Source organism: Halomonas alkalicola, assembly GCF_030704205.1.
In the GTDB taxonomy this organism is placed as follows: domain Bacteria; phylum Pseudomonadota; class Gammaproteobacteria; order Pseudomonadales; family Halomonadaceae; genus Halomonas; species Halomonas alkalicola.
In genome coordinates, this window is the sequence record NZ_CP131913.1 from 2,418,689 (window position 1) to 2,437,848 (window position 19,160).

Below are 19,160 nucleotides of genomic sequence, written 5' to 3' on the forward strand. Positions count from 1 at the left end.
TTATGACTGTCGATTGACAGTCTGCTCTTTAACAATGTGAATCATGCTGACAAACGTTCCTTCCTGGAGAGATTCAGGAAGAACATGAGATACGTCTCAAGCGTATCCGGCAATTGTCAAACTGTCATCGCAGATCAGACCCCTTGGGGTTATATGGTCAAGCGATGAAGCGCACACGGTGGATGCCTAGGCAGCCAGAGGCGATGAAAGACGTGGTAGCCTGCGATAAGGCTCGGCGAGGTGGCAAACGACCTGTGACCCGGGCATTTCTGAATGGGGAAACCCACCCTGCATAAGCAGGGTATTCCACACTGAATCCATAGGTGTTGGGAGGCGAACCGGGGGAACTGAAACATCTAAGTACCCCGAGGAAAAGAAATCAACCGAGATTCCCCCAGTAGCGGCGAGCGAACGGGGACCAGCCCTTAAGCATGTGACTGATTAGACGAACGCGCTGGGAAGCGCGGCCATAGTGGGTGATAGCCCCGTAGTCGAAAATCTGATCATGTGAAATCGAGTAGGTCGGGGCACGTGAAACCTTGACTGAATATGGGGGGACCATCCTCCAAGGCTAAATACTCCTGGCTGACCGATAGTGAACCAGTACCGTGAGGGAAAGGCGAAAAGAACCCCGGAGAGGGGAGTGAAATAGATCCTGAAACCGTGTGCGTACAAGCAGTGGGAGCAGACTTGTTCTGTGACCGCGTACCTTTTGTATAATGGGTCAGCGACTTATTTTCAGTGGCGAGCTTAACCGTATAGGGGAGGCGTAGGGAAACCGAGTCTTAACTGGGCGACCAGTCGCTGGGAATAGACCCGAAACCGGGCGATCTATCCATGAGCAGGTTGAAGGTTGAGTAACATCAACTGGAGGGCCGAACCAGGATCTGTTGAAAAAAGATTTGGATGACTTGTGGATCGGAGTGAAAGGCTAATCAAGCCCGGAGATAGCTGGTTCTCCTCGAAAGCTATTTAGGTAGCGCCTCACGTATCACCGCCGGGGGTAGAGCACTGTTTCGGCTAGGGGGTCATCCCGACTTACCAACCCGAGGCAAACTCCGAATACCGGTGAGTGCAGCGTGGGAGACACACAGCGGGTGCTAACGTCCGTTGTGAAAAGGGAAACAACCCAGACCGTCAGCTAAGGCCCCGAAATCCTGGTTAAGTGGGAAACGAGGTGGGAAGGCTCAGACAGCTAGGAGGTTGGCTTAGAAGCAGCCATCCTTTAAAGAAAGCGTAATAGCTCACTAGTCGAGTCGGCCTGCGCGGAAGATGTAACGGGGCTCAAACCAGGTGCCGAAGCTACGGGTTCATCCTCTGGATGAGCGGTAGAGGAGCGTCGTGTAAGCCGATGAAGGTGGATTGAGAAGTCTGCTGGAGGTATCACGAGTGCGAATGCTGACATGAGTAACGACAAGGGGAGTGAAAAACTCCCCCGCCGGAAGACCAAGGGTTTCTGTTCGACGCTAATCGGAGCAGAGTGAGTCGGCCCCTAAGGCGAGGCCGAAAGGCGTAGTCGATGGGAAACGGGTCAATATTCCCGTACCTCACTGTATTGCGATGGGGGGACGAAGAAGGCTAGGTGAGCCAGGCGTTGGTTGTCCTGGTGAAAGCCAGTAGGCTGGGATCTCAGGCAAATCCGGGATCCTAAGGCCGAGAGGCGAGACGAACTGACTACGGTCAGGAAGTCATCGATGCCACGCTTCCAGGAAAAGCCTCTAAGCTTCAGATACAGTGGGACCGTACCCCAAACCGACACAGGTGGTCAGGTAGAGAATACCAAGGCGCTTGAGAGAACTCGGGTGAAGGAACTAGGCAAAATGGTGCCGTAACTTCGGGAGAAGGCACGCCGCGTTAGTGTGAAGGGACTTGCTCCCGGAGCACGAGGCGGTCGAAGATACCAGGTGGCTGCAACTGTTTATTAAAAACACAGCACTCTGCAAACGCGCAAGCGGACGTATAGGGTGTGACGCCTGCCCGGTGCCGGAAGGTTAATTGATGGTGTTAGCGCAAGCGAAGCTCCTGATCGAAGCCCCGGTAAACGGCGGCCGTAACTATAACGGTCCTAAGGTAGCGAAATTCCTTGTCGGGTAAGTTCCGACCTGCACGAATGGCGTAATGATGGCCACGCTGTCTCCACCCGAGACTCAGTGAAATTGAAATCGCAGTGAAGATGCTGTGTACCCGCGGCTAGACGGAAAGACCCCGTGAACCTTTACTATAGCTTCACACTGGACGCTGATGTTGCTTGTGTAGGATAGCTGGGAGGCTTTGAAACCCGGACGCCAGTTCGGGTGGAGCCAACCTTGAAATACCAGCCTGGCATCATTGGCGTTCTAACTCAGGTCCGTTATCCGGATCGAGGACCGTGTGTGGTGGGTAGTTTGACTGGGGCGGTCTCCTCCCAAAGCGTAACGGAGGAGCACGAAGGTACCCTCAGCACGGTTGGAAATCGTGCATTGAGTGCAAGAGCATAAGGGTGCTTGACTGCGAGACAGACACGTCGAGCAGGTACGAAAGTAGGTTCTAGTGATCCGGTGGTTCTGTATGGAAGGGCCATCGCTCAACGGATAAAAGGTACTCCGGGGATAACAGGCTGATACCGCCCAAGAGTTCACATCGACGGCGGTGTTTGGCACCTCTCGATGTCGGCTCATCACATCCTGGGGCTGAAGTCGGTCCCAAGGGTATGGCTGTTCGCCATTTAAAGTGGTACGCGAGCTGGGTTTAGAACGTCGTGAGACAGTTCGGTCCCTATCTGCCGTGGGCGTTGGAAGTTTGAGAAGAGCTGCTCCTAGTACGAGAGGACCGGAGTGGACGCACCTCTGGTGTTCCGGTTGTCACGCCAGTGGCATTGCCGGGTAGCTATGTGCGGACAGGATAACCGCTGAAAGCATCTAAGCGGGAAGCCCCCTTCAAGATGAGACTTCCCTGAGGCCTTGAGCCTCCTGAAGGGCCCAGCGAGACCAGCTGGTTGATAGGTCGGGTGTGGAAGCGCTGCAAGGCGTTGAGCTAACCGATACTAATTGCCCGTGAGGCTTGACCATATAACACCCAAGTGTGTCTGTCTGTCGATGACAGATGACAGCGGATACGCAAGAGACGTCTCGACGTGAGCATGATTCACCCCCTTTTCGCCTGACGACCATAGCGTGCGTGAACCACCTGATCCCATGCCGAACTCAGCAGTGAAACCGCTCAGCGCCGATGGTAGTGTGGGGTCTCCCCATGTGAGAGTAGGTCATCGTCAGGCACTTATAGAGAAAAGCCCCGATCATCGTGAGATGGTCGGGGCTTTTCGCGTTTGGGCCCCGGGCTCGCCGGTGGGGAGGTTTGTATCTCCGACGTTTCCGGGGGCGCCTCGCATCCGCTAGAATGATGCCCTTTCCCGTCTGAGGGTTACGAATGACCATCGGAGACCTGATTCGCCTGCTCAGCGACGGCGAGTTCCACTCCGGCGAGCAGCTCGGTGAGCGGCTCGGCGTGGCGCGGGCGGCCGTGTGGAAGCAGCTGCGCAAGCTGGAGGCGCTGGGGATCGCCATGGAGGCGGTGAAGGGGCAGGGCTACAGGCTTGCCGAGCCGCTCGAGCTCCTCGACGGGGCGCGCATCGTCGCCGGCCTGTCGCGGGAGTCGCGCGGGCTGCTGACGCGGCTGTTCGTCGAGGAGACCCTGCCGTCGAGCAACGCCTTCCTGCGTGAGCGCTTCGACCAGGGCGCCGGCCATGGCGAGGTCTGCCTGGTGGAGCAGCAGAGCGCAGGGCGCGGCCGGCGGGGGCGCCCCTGGAACACTCCCTGGGGGCAGAGCCTGATGCTGTCGCTCGGCTGGCGGGTCGATTCCGGTGTGACGGCGCTGGAGGGGCTGAGCCTGGCGATAGGCGTGGTGCTGGCTCAGGCGCTGGAGCGCCACGGCGCGGCGCCTCGCCTCAAGTGGCCCAACGATGTCCTCCTGGAGCAGCCGGACGGTGGGTTCGGCAAGCTGGCCGGCATCCTGGTCGAGGTGACGGGGGATACCGCGGGGCCCTGCGAGGTGGTGATCGGCATGGGGATCAATGTCGGCCTGCCCGCGGCGTTTCGCGCGGGGCTGGATCAGCCCGCCGCCGCCGTGCATGACCAGGCGCCCGGCGTGTCGCGCAATGAGCTCGCCGTGGAGCTGATCGAGGCGCTGCTGTCGCTGATGGCCGGCTTCGAGGCGCAGGGCTTTCCCGCCTGGCAGGCGGCCTGGAACGAGCGTCACGCCTTCGCGGATCATGAGGTGGATATCCTGCGCGGCGAGCGCCGCGAGGCGGCGGTGGCCGAAGGGGTCGATGGCTCGGGCAACCTGCTGGTACGCCGGGAGGGTCGGCTCGAGCGGCTGGCTGGCGGCGAGATCAGCGTGCGAGCGCGCTCATGATCCTCGACCTCGATATCGGCAACACTCTCTCCAAGTGGCGGCTGAAGGATGCCGACAGCAGCGAGATTCGCTCCCGGGGCGCGGTATGGACCCGGGAGGAGTGGCGCCCGGGCGCCGATATCCCCGATCTGGACATCGTGGAGGCGGTGCGCATCTCCAGCGTGGCGCGACGCGCCGTGCTGGAGGAGACCGTGGCGTTGCTCCATCGCCAGGTGGGGCACGTTCACGTGGCGCGCTCGACCCCGGAGGCGCTCGGGGTGACCAACGGCTACGAGGAGCCCGAGCGGCTGGGCGTCGACCGCTGGCTCGGGGCGCTGGCGGGCTACCAGCTGGCGGGCGGCTGCTGTGCCGTGGACTGCGGCAGTGCCATCACCATCGACTTCGTGCTGCCGGGCGGACGCCCTCTGGGGGGCTATATCCTGCCCGGGCTGCGGCTGATGAAGGAGAGTCTCAAGCTGGGTACCCGCAACGTGGCGATCGATCCCGACAGCGAGGCCGAGGAGCTGCTGGTGCCCGGCAGGCGGACGGTGGAGGCGGTCAACCACGGCATCTACATGGCGGCGGTGAGCGCCATCAACCGCGTCTACGCCGAGGTCTGCGACATGGAGGGGGTGGCGCTGCCGCTGTTGCTCACCGGCGGCGATGCGCGGGTGGTCGCCAGGGGCCTCCAGGTGCCCCATGCGGTGTGGCCGGATATGGTCTATGGCGGACTGGAGGCCTGCTTCCCGCTCACGGCCGCCGAGCGTGCCGGCGGGATGTCAGGGGCGCCCAGGGTGCCGGCGCCGGTGGCGCTGGAAAAGATTCGCGCTGGGCTTGCATTCTCCATGCTGCTTTGACACAATGCGCCGCGTTCCAAGGGGAAGCCGGCGCCGGCAAGGCGACAGGTTTCCGGTCGGGAAGGCTGATAAAACAGCATCTTGACACCGAGAGAAAGGGTGGTAGGATATGCCACCAGCTGGAGGGGTTCCCGAGTGGCCAAAGGGAGCAGACTGTAAATCTGCCGCGAAAGCTTCGAAGGTTCGAATCCTTCCCCCTCCACCAGATTTTCGCCAGGCGCCTCTCGAGGCGCGCAGGCAGCAAGAGTGGGTAGGCGGGCATAGTTCAATGGTAGAACCTCAGCCTTCCAAGCTGATGGTGCGGGTTCGATTCCCGCTGCCCGCTCCAGCATCTCCGGATGCAAAGGTTTTGCTCATGTAGCTCAGGGGTAGAGCACACCCTTGGTAAGGGTGAGGTCGACGGTTCAAATCCGTCCATGAGCTCCACATTGAAAAGGCGAGCCGAGGCTCGCCTTTTCTCTTTCCGCCCCCCCCCTCTGGCGGAAGGGGTTGCCAGGCGGATGCCTATCCGCTATCATGGCGCCCGCTGTGTCGGACCGCCTGCAAAGGGTGGTCGAGAGGCAGATACAGGCCAGTAGCTCAATTGGCAGAGCAGCGGTCTCCAAAACCGCAGGTTGGGGGTTCGATTCCCTCCTGGCCTGCCAGCCTTCCCCAGGCTGGCGAGTCCCCGAAAGATTTCATGTTTCGATTGCCGCACCCTGAGGAGTCTCTTTTCATGAAGCATAGCGCCGAGGTGCAGGAGTCGCGCCACGACGGGCTCAAGTGGGCGGCTGTCGTCACTCTGCTGGTTCTGGCCGTGGTCGGTAATACCTATTTCGCCGATCAGGCCCTGCTCTACCGCGTGCTGGGTGTCGTCGCGCTGTGTGCGCTGGCTGGCGTAGTGGCCCTGACCACCGCCCGCGGCCGCGAGCTCGCCGAACTGGCCCGCGCCGCCAAGAAAGAGATCCAGCGCGTGGTCTGGCCGACGCGTCCCGAGACCGTGCAGACCACCGCCATCGTGCTGGTGGCCGTGCTGGTGGTCGGCCTGATGCTGTGGTTGATCGACACCCTTCTTGGCTGGGCGATGTCCGGCGTCATTGGTTAGGAGTCTCCATGTCCAAGCGTTGGTACGTCGTTCACGCCTACTCCGGCTTCGAGAAGCATGTCATGCGCTCCCTCAAGGAGCGCGTGAAGATGTACGGCATGGAAGATCGCTTCGGCGAGATCCTGGTGCCGACCGAAGAAGTCGTCGAGATGCGTGACGGCAAGCGTCGCAAGAGCGAGCGCAAGTTCTATCCCGGCTACGTGCTGGTCGAGATGGAGATGGATGACGAGACCTGGCACCTGGTCAACGAGACCCCGCGCGTCATGGGGTTCATCGGTGGCACCAAGGAGAAGCCGGCCGCGATTACCCAGAAGGAGGCCGATGCCATCCTTCGTCGCGTCCAGGACGGTACCGACAAGCCGCGTCCCAAGACGCTGTTCGAGCCGGGTCAGTCCGTGCGTGTCATCGACGGCCCCTTCGCCGACTTCAACGGCGTCGTCGAAGAGGTCAACTACGACAAGAGCCGCGTCCAGGTCAGCGTGCTGATCTTCGGTCGCTCGACTCCCGTCGAACTGGAATTCGCTCAGGTCGAGAAGGAATAATCCGCTCGGCCTGACCAAGCAAGGCGGCCGCCGAGGTGGCCGCATCACCGGGGAGCCGCAAGGCGCTACTACCCAACTGGAGTCTTACCATGGCCAAGAAAGTACAGGCTTACATCAAGCTGCAGGTTGCAGCTGGCAAAGCCAACCCGAGTCCCTCCGTCGGTCCCGCTCTGGGTCAGCACGGCGTGAACATCATGGAGTTCTGCAAGGCGTTCAACGCCGCGACCCAGGAGATCGAGCCGGGTCTGCCCACTCCCGTGGTGATCACCGTCTATTCCGACCGCAGCTTCACCTTCATCACCAAGACCCCGCCCGCCGCGGTCCTGCTGAAGAAGGCCGCTGGCATCAAGTCCGGCTCCGGTGAGCCGAACAAGAAGAAGGTCGGCACCGTGACCCGTGAGCAGCTCGAAGAGATCGCCAAGACCAAGGAGCCGGATCTGACGGCTGCCGATCTCGACGCCGCTGTGCGTACCATTGCCGGTAGCGCCCGCAGCATGGGCCTGAACGTGGAGGGTCTCTGATCATGGCCAAGCTGACCAAGCGTGCAAAACTGATTCGCGAGAAGGTCGATCCGACCAAGGCCTACTCTCTGGAAGAGGCCGTGGCACTGCTCGCCGAGCTCTCCACCGTCAAGTTCAAGGAGTCGCTGGACGTCGCCATCAACCTGGGCGTCGATCCGCGTAAATCCGACCAGGTGGTTCGCGGTGCAACCGTGATGCCCAACGGTACCGGCAAGGACGTGCGCGTTGCCGTCTTTACCCAGGGTGCCAACGCCGATGCCGCCAAGGAAGCCGGTGCCGACATCGTCGGCATGGACGACCTGGCCGAGCAGGTCAAGAAGGGCCAGCTCGACTTCGACGTGGTCATCGCCTCCCCGGACGCCATGCGTGTGGTCGGCCAGCTGGGCCAGATCCTCGGTCCGCGCGGCCTGATGCCGAACCCCAAGGTCGGCACCGTGACCCCGGACGTGGCCACTGCGGTCAAGAACGCCAAGGCCGGTCAGGTGCGTTTCCGTACCGACAAGAACGGCATCATCCACACCACCCTTGGCAAGGTCGATTTCGACGCCGCTGCCATCCAGGGCAACCTGGAAGCGCTGGTCGCTGACCTGAAGCGTCTGAAGCCGAGCTCCTCCAAGGGCATCTACTTCAAGAAGATCACCCTGTCCACCACCATGGGCCCGGGCGTGACTCTGGATCACTCTGCCCTGGTCTGATCGGGCAGCGGATCGAACGATTGCAAGAACTTTGCGGTCCCCGAGCGGAGTCGATATTCGCCGGCGGGGCACCGTCAAAGACCGCAGGTGCCGCCCTTCCCCGTGAAGGGCGGCTTAATCATCCCTCCGGGATGGCCTGCGCAGATGGTGTGGCCGCCAGGTGTCTGGTGAGCACCATCACCCAGGACCCCCGCCAGGCGCCTCCGGGCAAGCGGTGGGGGAGATGGTAACCACCGGAGTCCTCATCGCGAGGTTCCGGCACGAAGGAGTGATCACTGTGCCACTAGCACTCGAAGGCAAGAAGGCGATTGTTGCCGAGGTCAGTGAAGCGGCCAAGGGTGCGCTCTCCGTCGTAGTTGCCGATTCTCGTGGCGTCACGGTCGAGAAGATGACCGATCTGCGCAAGCAGGCCCGCGAGAATGGCGTCCAGCTGCGTGTTGTTCGCAACACCCTGGCACGCCGCGCCCTCGAAGGCACTCAGTGGGAGTGTCTGAACGAGAGCTTTGTTGGCCCGACCCTGCTGGCCTTCTCCACCGAGCATCCGGGCGCCGCCGCCCGTCTGTTAAAGGAGTTCGCCAAGTCGGAGAAGGACTTCGAAGTCAAGGCGCTGGCCTACGAAGGCGAGCTGATCCCGGCTGCTGATATCGACCGCCTGGCGACCCTGCCGACCTACGACGAGGCCATCGCCAAGCTGATGTCCGTCATGAAGGAAGCGTCTGCCGGCAAGCTGGTCCGTACCCTGGCCGCCCTGCGCGACCAGAAGCAGGAACAAGCCGCCTGATCGCAGGCCGTCTGATCGCAGGCCGTCTGATTGGCGAACTCCTGCTGGCCGCCTGAATCGTATATTGAATCCCGAGTCGTCGGGTCACCGCGACTCCCGCAAAGTTAGGAAACGTGACAATGGCACTGACCAAAGAAGACATCATCAACGCCGTCGCCGACATGTCCGTCATGGAAGTCGTCGAGCTGATCGAAGCGATGGAAGAGAAGTTCGGCGTCTCTGCCGCTGCCGCCGTCATGGCTGGCCCGGCTGCCGGCGGTGAAGCCGCTGCCGAAGAGCAGACCGAGTTCGACCTGGTGCTGACCAGCGCCGGCGACAAGAAGGTCAACGTGATCAAGGTCGTTCGCGAGATCACCGGCCTGGGTCTGAAGGAAGCCAAGGGTGCCGTCGATGGCGCGCCGGCGACCATCAAGGAAGGCATGTCCAAGGAAGACGCAGAAGCGGCCAAGGCCAAGCTGGAAGAAGCCGGCGCAGGCGTGGAACTCAAGTAAGACTTGGGCTCCATGGCTTCACGCGCTGCGTAAGCTTCCATGGCTGGTGGCGGGACACCCGCTGCCGGCCTTTTTCTGTTGTCACTGGCCTCTGCCGACAGGGCAGAACCGCCAGCCGAATTCCGAAGGCGAGCGCCCATGCCAGGCGCTTGCCTTCATCGCCTGACGGCGTCGCGTCCGTCGGGTGGCGCCGACCACGCATCGGTCACCCATGGTGAACAAGCTGGGGAATACAGATGGCTTACTCATACACTGAGAAAAAACGCATCCGCAAGGATTTCGGCAAACTGCCCCAAGTGATGGATGTGCCCTACCTGCTGGCGATCCAGCTTGATTCCTACTACGACTTCCTCCAGCAGGACCGTTCGCCCGAAGAGCGGATGGAAGTCGGCCTGCATGCCGCCTTCAAGTCCGTCTTCCCGATCGAGAGCTTCTCCGGCAACGCCGCCCTGGAGTACGTGAGCTACCGTTTCGGCACCCCGGCCTTCGATGTCAAGGAGTGCCAGCTGCGTGGCGTCACCTACTCGGCCCCGCTGCGCGTCAAGGTCCGCCTGATCATCTACGACAAGGATTCGTCCAACAAGGCGATCAAGGACATCAAGGAGCAGGAAGTCTACATGGGGGAGATCCCCCTGATGACCGAGAACGGCACCTTCGTGGTCAACGGCACCGAGCGTGTCATCGTCTCCCAGCTGCACCGCAGCCCGGGCGTCTTCTTCGACCACGACAAGGGCAAGAGCCACTCCTCCGGCAAGCTGCTCTACTCGGCCCGCGTGATTCCCTACCGCGGCTCCTGGCTCGACTTCGAGTTCGATCCCAAGGACAGCGTCTTCGTACGTATCGACCGTCGCCGCAAGCTGGCGGCGAGCGTGCTGCTGCGTGCGCTCGGCATGAGCGCCGAGGAGATCCTCGAGGAGTTCTTCGAGACCAGCGTCTTCCACGTCGAGAAGTCCGGCTTCTCCGTGGAGCTGGTGCCGTCGCGCCTGCGCGGCGAGACCGCCACCTTCGACATCAAGGACGCCGATGGCGGCGTGATCGTCGAGGAAGGCCGTCGCATCACCCAGAAGCATATTCGCCAGCTGGAGAAGGCCGGCCTCGAGCGTCTCGAGGTGCCGATGGAGTACCTGTTCGGCAAGACCCTGGCCCGTGACCAGGTGGACCCGAACACCGGCGAGCTGCTCTGCCCCTGCAACACCGAGATCACCCCGGAGCTGCTCGAGAAGCTGGGCCAAGCGGGCATCACTCGCCTCGAGACCCTCTACACCAACGATCTCGACTGCGGTCCCTTCATCTCCGACACCCTCAGGCTGGACACCACCGGTTCCCAGCTCGAGGCGCTGGTCGAGATCTACCGCATGATGCGTCCGGGCGAGCCGCCCACCAAGGAGTCCGCCGAGACCCTGTTCCACAACCTGTTCTTCACCGCGGACCGCTACGACCTCTCCGGGGTCGGTCGCATGAAGTTCAACCGCCGCCTGCGTCGCGAGAGCGACACCGGCTCCGGCGTGCTGGATCGTCGCGACATCCTTGACGTGCTCAAGGAGCTGATCCACATCCGCAACGGCTTCGGCGAAGTGGACGACATCGATCACCTGGGCAACCGCCGCATCCGCTGCGTGGGCGAGATGGCCGAGAACCAGTTCCGCGTGGGCCTGGTGCGCGTAGAGCGCGCGGTCAAGGAGCGTCTCTCCATGGCCGAGAGCGAGGGCCTGATGCCCCAGGACCTGATCAACGCCAAGCCCGTCGCCGCGGCGGTCAAGGAGTTCTTCGGTTCCAGCCAGCTCTCCCAGTTCAGGGACCAGAACAACCCGCTCTCCGAGGTCACCCACAAGCGCCGCGTCTCCGCGCTCGGCCCGGGCGGCCTGACCCGCGAGCGGGCCGGCTTCGAGGTGCGCGACGTTCACGCGACCCACTACGGTCGCCTGTGCCCGATCGAGACGCCGGAAGGTCCCAACATCGGCCTGATCAACTCCCTGGCCACCTACAGCCACACCAACAGCTACGGTTTCCTCGAGACCCCCTACCGCAAGGTGGTGGAGAGCCAGGTGACCGACGAGGTGGTGCACCTCTCCGCCATCGAGGAGGGCGACTTCGTCATCGCTCAGGCCTCGGCGACCGTGGACGAGGCCGGCAAGCTGGTGGATGACCTGGTGCAGGTGCGCCACAAGGGCGAGACCACCTTCATGCGTCCCGAGCAGGTGACGCTGATGGACGTCTCCCCGCGCCAGGTGGTCTCCGTGGCCGCGGCACTGATTCCGTTCCTCGAGCACGATGACGCCAACCGCGCCCTGATGGGGGCCAACATGCAGCGTCAGGCGGTGCCCACCCTGCGTGCCGACAAGCCGCTGGTCGGTACCGGCATGGAGCGCTTCGTGGCCCGTGACTCCGGCGTCTGCGCCGTGGCGCGCCGCGGCGGCGTGATCGATTCCGTCGATGCCAAGCGCATCGTGGTCCGGGTCGGCGAGGACGAGATCATCGGCGGCGAGGCCGGCGTCGATATCTACAACCTCACCAAGTACGTGCGCTCGAACCAGAACACCTGCCAGAACCAGCGCCCCATCGTGCGCCCCGGTGACCAGGTGGCGCGCGGTGACATCCTGGCCGACGGTCCCTCCGTGGACATGGGCGACCTCGCCCTGGGCCAGAACATGCGCATCGCCTTCATGCCCTGGAACGGCTACAACTTCGAGGACTCCATCCTGCTCTCCGAGCGGGTGGTCCAGGAAGACCGCTTCACCACCATCCACATCCAGGAGCTGACCTGCGTCTCCCGCGATACCAAGCTGGGGCCGGAAGAGATCACCTCCGATATCCCCAACGTGGGCGAGTCGGCACTCTCCAAGCTGGACGAGGCGGGCGTGGTCTACATCGGTGCCGAGGTCGGCCCGGGCGACATCCTGGTCGGCAAGGTCACGCCCAAGGGCGAGACCCAGCTGACGCCGGAAGAGAAACTGCTGCGCGCGATCTTCGGCGAGAAGGCCTCCGACGTGAAGGACACCTCCCTGCGTGCCCCCACCGGCATGAAGGGGACCGTCATCGACGTTCAGGTCTTCACCCGCGACGGCGTGGAGAAGGACTCCCGGGCGCTGGCCATCGAGCAGATGCAGCTCGACGAGGTGCGCAAGGACCTCCAGGAGACCTACCGCATCGCCGAGGACGCCACCTTCGAGCGCCTCAAGCGCACCCTGAACGGCGAGGCCGTCAATGGCGGTCCCAAGCTGAAGAAGGGCGATCTCCTCACCGAGAGCTACCTCGAGGAGCTGCCGCGCCAGCAGTGGTTCAAGCTGCGCCTGCAGGACGAGGCCCTCAACGAGCTGCTGGCCCAGGCCGACGAGCAGCTCGAGAATCGCCGCCGCGAGATGGACGAGCGCTTCGAGGACAAGAAGCGCAAGCTGACCCAGGGCGACGACCTGGCGCCGGGCGTGCTCAAGATCGTCAAGGTCTACATGGCGGTGAAGCGCCGCCTGCAGCCGGGCGACAAGATGGCCGGCCGTCACGGTAACAAGGGTGTCATCTCGGCGATCATGCCCATCGAGGACATGCCCTTCGACGACAACGGCGAGCCGGTGGACGTGGTCCTGAACCCGCTGGGCGTACCGTCGCGCATGAATGTCGGTCAGATCCTCGAGACCCACCTGGGCCTCGCCGCCTGGGGGCTGGGTCGCAAGATCGAGGCCCTGCTGCGCGACGCCCGCGAACAGCAGGTGGCCGAGATCCGCGAGTTCCTGGGCCAGGTCTACAACTCCACCCCGGGTACCCGGGTCGAGGAGCTCGAGACCCTGAGCGACGACGAGGTGATCGCCCTGGCGAAGAACCTCAAGGCGGGGGTGCCGATGTCCACGCCGGTGTTCGACGGTGCCGACGAGCACGAGATCAAGCACCTGCTGCGTCTGGCCGACCTGCCGGACTCCGGCCAGATGACGCTCTATGACGGCCGTACCGGCGACGCCTTCGACCGTCCGGTGACCGTCGGCTACATGTACATGCTCAAGCTCAACCACCTGGTGGACGACAAGATGCACGCCCGTTCCACCGGCTCCTACTCCCTGGTCACCCAGCAGCCGCTGGGCGGCAAGGCGCAGTTCGGTGGTCAGCGCTTCGGTGAGATGGAGGTGTGGGCCCTGGAGGCGTACGGCGCCGCCTACACCCTCCAAGAGATGCTCACCGTCAAGTCCGACGACGTGGAGGGCCGCACCAAGATGTACAAGAACATCGTGGATGGCGACCACACCATGCAGGCGGGCATGCCGGAATCCTTCAACGTACTGGTGAAGGAAATCCGCTCGCTGGGCATCGACATCGAGCTCGAGAGCTGAGGCGGCCGACGCTTCACAGAATGACGGTCCGCGGGGGCGCAAGCCGCCCCCGCCCATGACAACTCCGCAGCGGAGCCGACCCCATGAAAGATTTGGTGAAAGTCCTCAAATCGCAGTCTCAGTCCGAAGAGTTCGACGCGATCAAGATTACCCTGGCGTCTCCGGACATGATCCGCTCCTGGTCCTACGGCGAGGTGAAGAAGCCGGAGACCATCAACTACCGGACCTTCAAGCCGGAGCGTGATGGCCTGTTCTGCGCCAAGATCTTTGGCCCGGTGAAGGACTACGAGTGTCTGTGCGGCAAGTACAAGCGCATGAAGCATCGCGGGATCATCTGCGAGAAGTGCGGCGTGGAGGTCACCAAGGCCGCCGTGCGCCGCGAGCGCATGGGCCACATCGAGCTGGCAAGCCCGGTCGCGCACATCTGGTTCCTGAAGTCGCTGCCGTCGCGCATCGGCATGTTCCTGGACATGACCCTGCGCGACATCGAGCGCGTGCTCTACTTCGAGAGCTTCGTGGTGATCGATCCGGGCATGACCACCCTCGAGCGCGGCCAGCTGCTCAACGACGAGCAGTACTTCGAGGCCCTCGAGGAGTTCGGTGACGACTTCGACGCCCGCATGGGTGCCGAGGCAATCCAGGCGCTGCTCAAGGACATCGACCTGGCCGAGGAGATCGATCGCCTGCGCGAAGAGATCCCCCAGACCAACTCCGAGACCAAGATCAAGAAGCTCTCCAAGCGGCTGAAGCTGCTCGAGGCCTTCTACAACTCCGGCAATGCGCCGGCGTGGATGGTCATGGAGGTGCTGCCGGTGCTGCCTCCGGACCTGCGTCCGCTGGTGCCGCTGGACGGTGGCCGCTTTGCGACTTCCGACCTCAACGACCTCTACCGTCGTGTGATCAACCGCAACAACCGCCTCAAGCGGCTGCTCGACCTCAATGCGCCGGACATCATCGTGCGCAACGAGAAGCGCATGCTGCAGGAGGCGGTGGACGCCCTGCTGGACAACGGTCGCCGCGGCCGCGCCATCACCGGCTCCAACAAGCGCCCGCTGAAGTCCCTGGCCGACATGATCAAGGGCAAGCAGGGTCGCTTCCGTCAGAACCTGCTGGGCAAGCGCGTCGACTACTCCGGCCGTTCGGTCATCACCGTGGGCCCGACCCTGCGCCTGCACCAGTGCGGCCTGCCCAAGAAGATGGCCCTGGAGCTGTTCAAGCCGTTCATCTACTCCAAGCTGCAGTCGCTGGGCCATGCGTCCACGATCAAGGCCGCCAAGAAGATGGTCGAGCGCGAGCTGCCCGAGGTGTGGGACATCCTCGCCGACGTCATCCGCGAGCACCCGGTGCTGCTCAACCGCGCCCCGACCCTGCACCGCCTCGGCATCCAGGCCTTCGAGCCGCTGCTGATCGAGGGCAAGGCGATCCAGCTGCACCCGCTGGTGTGTGCCGCCTACAACGCCGACTTCGACGGTGACCAGATGGCGGTGCACGTGCCGCTGACCCTGGAAGCCCAGCTCGAGGCCCGTGCGCTGATGATGGCCACCAACAACGTGCTGTCGCCGGCCAACGGCGAGCCGATCATCGTGCCGTCCCAGGACGTGGTGCTGGGTCTGTATTACATGACCCGCGAGAAGATCAACGCCAAGGGCGAGGGCATGGTGTTTGCCAACCTCGACGAGGTGGAGCGCGCCTTCGGTACCCAGAACGTCGCGCTGCATGCCCGCGTCAAGGTCCGCCTGGACGAGGTGGACGTCGACGAGGAGACCGGCGAGCGCAGCCGTCATCGCCGCCTGTATGACACCACCGTGGGTCGTGCGCTGCTGTTCCGCATCCTGCCGGAGGGCGTGCCCTTCGCGCTGATCGACCAGCCGATGAAGAAGAAGGCGATCTCGGCGCTGCTCAACGAGGTGTACCGTCGTGCCGGCCTCAAGCCGACCGTCATCTTTGCCGACCAGCTGATGTACACCGGCTTCCGCCTGGCCACCTGGTCCGGCGCCTCCATCGGCGTCAACGACTTCGTCATCCCGGACGCCAAGGCCGAGATCGTCGAGGCCGCCGAGGAGGAGGTGAAGGAGATCGAGGACCAGTTCTCCTCCGGTCTCGTCACCGCCGGCGAGAAGTACAACAAGGTGATCGACATCTGGTCCAAGGCCAACGACAAGGTGGCCAAGGCGATGATGGTCGGCATCTCCAAGGAGACCGTGGTCGACCGTCACGGCAACGAGGTCGAGCAGGACTCCTTCAACAGCGTCTTCATCATGGCCGACTCGGGCGCGCGGGGTAGTGCCGCCCAGATCCGCCAGCTGGCGGGCATGCGTGGCCTGATGGCCAAGCCGGACGGCTCCATCATCGAGACGCCGATCGTCGCCAACTTCCGTGAAGGCCTGAACGTACTGCAGTACTTCATCTCGACCCACGGCGCGCGTAAGGGTCTGGCGGATACGGCACTCAAGACCGCCAACTCCGGTTACCTGACCCGTCGTCTGGTGGACGTGGCCCAGGACATGGTGATCACCGAGATCGACTGCGGCACCGAAGAGGGCCTGACCCTGCACCCGGTGATCGAGGGCGGCGACATCATCGTCTCCCTGGCCCAGCGGGTCCTCGGCCGCGTGGTCGCCAAGGACGTCATCGATCCGGCCACCGAGGAGGTGCTGATTCCGCGTGGCACCCTGCTCGACGAGAAGTGGTGTGCCGAACTCGACACCATGGGCGTCGACGAGATCGTGGTGCGCAGCGCCATCAGCTGTCAGACCGCTCACGGCGTCTGCTCCTCGTGCTACGGTCGCGACCTGGCCCGCGGCCATCAGGTCAACATCGGCGAGGCGGTGGGCGTCATTGCCGCCCAATCGATCGGTGAGCCGGGCACCCAGCTGACCATGCGGACCTTCCACATCGGCGGCGCGGCTTCCCGTGCCTCCGCGGTGGACAGCGTCCAGGTCAAGCACGGTGGCCGCGTGCGCCTGCACAACATCAAGTACGTGGAGCGTGCCGACGGCAAGCTGGTGGTGGTCTCCCGCTCCAGCGCCCTGGCCGTCGCCGACGACCACGGCCGCGAGCGCGAGTACTACAAGCTGCCCTACGGCGCCGAGCTCTCCGTCAAGGACGGCGACCCCGTCGAGGCCGGCCAGGTGGTGGCCAAGTGGGATCCGCATACCCACCCCATCGTCGCCGAGGCCGAGGGTACCGTGCAGTACGCCGACATGGACGAGGGCCTGACCATCCACCGAAGCGTGGATGAGATGACCGGCCTCTCCTCCATCGAGGTTATCGAGTCGGCGGCGCGCCCCATGGCCGGCCGCGACAAGCGCCCGATGATCCTGCTCAGCGACGACGCCGGCAAGCCGGTCACCCTCTCCGGGTCCGACACGCCGGTGCAGTACCTGCTGCCCGGCAAGGCCATCGTCACCGCCGACAACGGCGCCCGGATCGGCGTCGGCGAGATCGTCGCACGTATCCCGGTGGAGGCGTCCGGTAACAAGGACATCACCGGTGGTCTGCCCCGCGTGGCCGACCTGTTCGAGGCGCGCAGGCCGAAGGAGCCGGCGATCCTCGCCGAGATCAGCGGCGTGATCAGCTTCGGCAAGGAGACCAAGGGTAAGCGTCGTCTGACGATCACTCCGGAAGGCGGCGGCGATCCCTTCGAGGCGCTGATTCCGAAGTGGCGTCAGATCGCGGTCTTCGAGGGCGAGAGCGTCGAGAAGGGCGAGGTGATCTCCGACGGTCCCAGCAACCCGCATGACATCCTGCGTCTGCTGGGCGTGGCTGAGCTGGCCAAGTACATCACCGCCGAGATCCAGGAGGTCTACCGCCTCCAGGGCGTGGGCATCAACGACAAGCACATCGAAGTGATCGTGCGTCAGATGCTGCGCAAGGTGGAGATCACCGACTCCGGCGATTCCGACTTCATCCCCGGCGACCAGGTCGAGCTGGTGCGGGTGCTGGAGCAGAATGCCCGCCTCGAGAAGGAAGAGAAATTCCCGGCCAAGTACCAGCGGGTACTGCTGGGTATCACCAAGGCCAGCCTGGCCACCGAGTCGTTCATCTCCGCGGCCTCCTTCCAGGAGACCACACGGGTGCTGACCGAGGCGGCGGTGACCGGCAAGCGCGACTACCTGCGCGGCCTGAAGGAGAACGTGGTGGTGGGACGCCTGATCCCGGCCGGTACCGGCCTCGCCCACCACGAGGAGCGTCGTCGCCGGCGCGAAGGCACCGAGCGCCAGCTGGCGCCGTCGGCCTACGACGTCGAGCAGGAGCTGGGCGCCCAGCTCACCGCGCTGGATTCCGGCGACGAGGAACTCTGACCCGCGCCCCGGGATCGCGGGGCCGTCCAGGCGACGGCCTCCCGGTCTTGACGGGGCATGGGGTCAGCTATTAGAATGCGCAGCCTTTAACAGTGGGGTGGGTGCGCCCGCACCCGCTGAAAAAGGCCAAGGCAACCCATTGGAGTCAGCTACTACCCATGGCAACGATCAATCAGCTCGTGCGCAAGCCGCGCAAGCGCCCCGTCAGCAAGAGCGACGTGCCGGCGCTGCAGGCCTGTCCGCAGAAGCGCGGCGTCTGCACCCGCGTCTACACCACCACCCCGAAGAAGCCGAACTCGGCCCTGCGTAAGGTCTGCCGCGTGCGCCTGACCAACGGTTTCGAGGTCTCTTCCTACATCGGCGGTGAAGGCCACAACCTCCAGGAGCACTCCGTGGTCCTGATCCGTGGCGGTCGCGTCAAGGACCTTCCCGGTGTGCGCTATCACACCGTGCGCGGCGCCCTGGACACCTCCGGCGTGCAGAACCGCAAGCAGGGCCGTTCCAAGTACGGCGCTAAGCGTCCCAAGGCCTGATCGGCCTCGGTACGCAACGACACCCAGAATTGATATCGGTCTGATAAGAGTAAGGTCGGGCGTCGCGGGCTCAACAGGGCCGCGCGGGAGTTCCGGGTTTACCTGAAGGACCCTTCCACAGAGGGCTTATCATGCCTAGAAGAAGAGTTGCGGCGAAACGCGAGATTCTCCCGGATCCCAAGTTCGGAAGTGAGCGTCTGGCCAAGTTCATGAACCACCTGATGTTCAGCGGGAAGAAGTCCGTAGCTGAGCGCATCGTCTACGGTGCGCTGGACAGGGTTGCCGAGCGTAGTAATGAAGACCCGCTGGAGATCTTCGACAAGGCGCTGGAAACCATCCAGCCGATGGTCGAAGTGAAGTCCCGCCGCGTCGGCGGCGCGACCTATCAGGTGCCCGTGGAGGTCCGTCCGTCCCGCCGCCAGGCGCTGGCCATGCGCTGGCTGGTGGACGCCGCTCGCCGCCGTGGCGAGAAGACCATGGTGCAGCGCCTCGCCGGCGAGATGCTGGACGCCGCCGAAGGCAAGGGCTCCGCGGTCAAGAAGCGTGAAGACGTGCACCGCATGGCGGAAGCCAACAAGGCTTTCTCGCACTACCGCTTCTGAGTGCGGCGTGGTGGGTGCAGCGCCTCCCCGTCGGGGACGTGCTGCGCTCGCCAGCGCAGTGCCTTT

Annotated in this window: 12 protein-coding genes, 4 tRNA genes and 2 rRNA genes; all 18 read left to right on the forward strand. The window is 63.6% G+C overall.

Annotated features, from left to right (window positions below; genetic code table 11):
• Window positions 1–155 precede the first annotated feature (155 nt).
• The 18 genes from B6N23_RS11455 to rpsG all read left to right on the forward strand — a co-directional run bounded on the left by B6N23_RS11455 (window position 156) and on the right by rpsG (window position 19,094).
• Window positions 156–3,047: ribosomal RNA gene (locus B6N23_RS11455) — 23S ribosomal RNA — on the forward strand.
• A 90-nt stretch (window positions 3,048–3,137) separates the two neighbouring features.
• Window positions 3,138–3,253: ribosomal RNA gene (gene rrf, locus B6N23_RS11460) — 5S ribosomal RNA — on the forward strand.
• Between the two features lie 152 nt (window positions 3,254–3,405).
• A complete protein-coding gene (locus B6N23_RS11465; protein ID WP_305498987.1) occupies window positions 3,406–4,389 on the forward strand; it encodes a biotin--[acetyl-CoA-carboxylase] ligase in 984 nt (327 codons plus the stop codon).
• The gene (locus B6N23_RS11470; RefSeq protein ID WP_305498988.1) at window positions 4,386–5,225 is read left to right on the forward strand and encodes a type III pantothenate kinase; all 840 of its coding nucleotides are present in this window, start codon (window positions 4,386–4,388) and stop codon (window positions 5,223–5,225) included. Before B6N23_RS11465 ends, B6N23_RS11470 begins: the two co-directional genes overlap by 4 nt.
• A 121-nt stretch (window positions 5,226–5,346) precedes the next feature.
• Window positions 5,347–5,430: transfer RNA gene (locus B6N23_RS11475), tRNA-Tyr, on the forward strand.
• A gap of 49 nt (window positions 5,431–5,479) precedes the next feature.
• Window positions 5,480–5,553 (forward strand) — tRNA-Gly (locus B6N23_RS11480).
• 23 nt (window positions 5,554–5,576) lie between these two features.
• Window positions 5,577–5,651 (forward strand) — tRNA-Thr (locus B6N23_RS11485).
• 142 nt (window positions 5,652–5,793) lie between these two features.
• Window positions 5,794–5,869 (forward strand) — tRNA-Trp (locus B6N23_RS11490).
• Between the two features lie 71 nt (window positions 5,870–5,940).
• Window positions 5,941–6,309: a preprotein translocase subunit SecE gene (secE, locus tag B6N23_RS11495; RefSeq protein WP_162899963.1), complete on the forward strand. Its 369-nt coding sequence runs from the start codon at window positions 5,941–5,943 to the stop codon at window positions 6,307–6,309.
• An 8-nt stretch (window positions 6,310–6,317) separates the two neighbouring features.
• Window positions 6,318–6,851, forward strand: coding sequence for a transcription termination/antitermination protein NusG (gene nusG / locus B6N23_RS11500; protein ID WP_119022620.1), 534 nt, complete (start codon window positions 6,318–6,320; stop codon window positions 6,849–6,851).
• A gap of 89 nt (window positions 6,852–6,940) precedes the next feature.
• Window positions 6,941–7,372, forward strand: coding sequence for a 50S ribosomal protein L11 (rplK, locus tag B6N23_RS11505; RefSeq protein ID WP_305498990.1), 432 nt, complete (start codon window positions 6,941–6,943; stop codon window positions 7,370–7,372).
• 2 nt (window positions 7,373–7,374) lie between these two features.
• Window positions 7,375–8,067: a 50S ribosomal protein L1 gene (rplA, locus tag B6N23_RS11510; protein ID WP_119022619.1), complete on the forward strand. Its 693-nt coding sequence runs from the start codon at window positions 7,375–7,377 to the stop codon at window positions 8,065–8,067.
• Window positions 8,068–8,344: 277 nt separating this feature from the next.
• On the forward strand, window positions 8,345–8,848 hold the full coding sequence (rplJ, locus tag B6N23_RS11515; protein WP_305498993.1) for a 50S ribosomal protein L10: 504 nt from the start codon (window positions 8,345–8,347) through the stop codon (window positions 8,846–8,848).
• A 119-nt stretch (window positions 8,849–8,967) separates the two neighbouring features.
• The gene (gene rplL / locus B6N23_RS11520; RefSeq protein ID WP_305498995.1) at window positions 8,968–9,339 is read left to right on the forward strand and encodes a 50S ribosomal protein L7/L12; all 372 of its coding nucleotides are present in this window, start codon (window positions 8,968–8,970) and stop codon (window positions 9,337–9,339) included.
• Window positions 9,340–9,575: 236 nt separating this feature from the next.
• Window positions 9,576–13,655: a DNA-directed RNA polymerase subunit beta gene (rpoB, locus tag B6N23_RS11525; protein ID WP_305498997.1), complete on the forward strand. Its 4,080-nt coding sequence runs from the start codon at window positions 9,576–9,578 to the stop codon at window positions 13,653–13,655.
• Between the two features lie 83 nt (window positions 13,656–13,738).
• The gene (gene rpoC / locus B6N23_RS11530; RefSeq protein WP_169959411.1) at window positions 13,739–17,959 is read left to right on the forward strand and encodes a DNA-directed RNA polymerase subunit beta'; all 4,221 of its coding nucleotides are present in this window, start codon (window positions 13,739–13,741) and stop codon (window positions 17,957–17,959) included.
• Between the two features lie 158 nt (window positions 17,960–18,117).
• Complete coding sequence (rpsL, locus tag B6N23_RS11535) at window positions 18,118–18,492, forward strand: 30S ribosomal protein S12 (RefSeq protein ID WP_110070664.1); 375 nt, start codon at window positions 18,118–18,120, stop codon at window positions 18,490–18,492.
• A gap of 131 nt (window positions 18,493–18,623) precedes the next feature.
• Window positions 18,624–19,094 carry a 30S ribosomal protein S7 gene (rpsG, locus tag B6N23_RS11540; protein WP_110070665.1) on the forward strand — a complete coding sequence of 157 codons (471 nt, stop codon included), beginning with the start codon at window positions 18,624–18,626 and terminating at the stop codon, window positions 19,092–19,094.
• The last annotated feature ends 66 nt before the right edge of the window (window positions 19,095–19,160 follow it).

What these genes read in the sequence shown, in the direction of transcription:
- rpoB (WP_305498997.1), top strand. Translation starts at nt 9,576, where the DNA reads ATGGCTTACTCATACACTGAGAAAAAACGCATCCGCAAGGATTTCGGC.
- rpoC (WP_169959411.1), top strand. Translation starts at nt 13,739, where the DNA reads ATGAAAGATTTGGTGAAAGTCCTCAAATCGCAGTCTCAGTCCGAAGAG.
- B6N23_RS11470 (WP_305498988.1), top strand. Translation starts at nt 4,386, where the DNA reads ATGATCCTCGACCTCGATATCGGCAACACTCTCTCCAAGTGGCGGCTG.
- rplA (WP_119022619.1), top strand. Translation starts at nt 7,375, where the DNA reads ATGGCCAAGCTGACCAAGCGTGCAAAACTGATTCGCGAGAAGGTCGAT.
- rpsG (WP_110070665.1), top strand. Translation starts at nt 18,624, where the DNA reads ATGCCTAGAAGAAGAGTTGCGGCGAAACGCGAGATTCTCCCGGATCCC.
- nusG (WP_119022620.1), top strand. Translation starts at nt 6,318, where the DNA reads ATGTCCAAGCGTTGGTACGTCGTTCACGCCTACTCCGGCTTCGAGAAG.
- secE (WP_162899963.1), top strand. Translation starts at nt 5,941, where the DNA reads ATGAAGCATAGCGCCGAGGTGCAGGAGTCGCGCCACGACGGGCTCAAG.
- rplK (WP_305498990.1), top strand. Translation starts at nt 6,941, where the DNA reads ATGGCCAAGAAAGTACAGGCTTACATCAAGCTGCAGGTTGCAGCTGGC.
- rpsL (WP_110070664.1), top strand. Translation starts at nt 18,118, where the DNA reads ATGGCAACGATCAATCAGCTCGTGCGCAAGCCGCGCAAGCGCCCCGTC.
- rplL (WP_305498995.1), top strand. Translation starts at nt 8,968, where the DNA reads ATGGCACTGACCAAAGAAGACATCATCAACGCCGTCGCCGACATGTCC.
- B6N23_RS11465 (WP_305498987.1), top strand. Translation starts at nt 3,406, where the DNA reads ATGACCATCGGAGACCTGATTCGCCTGCTCAGCGACGGCGAGTTCCAC.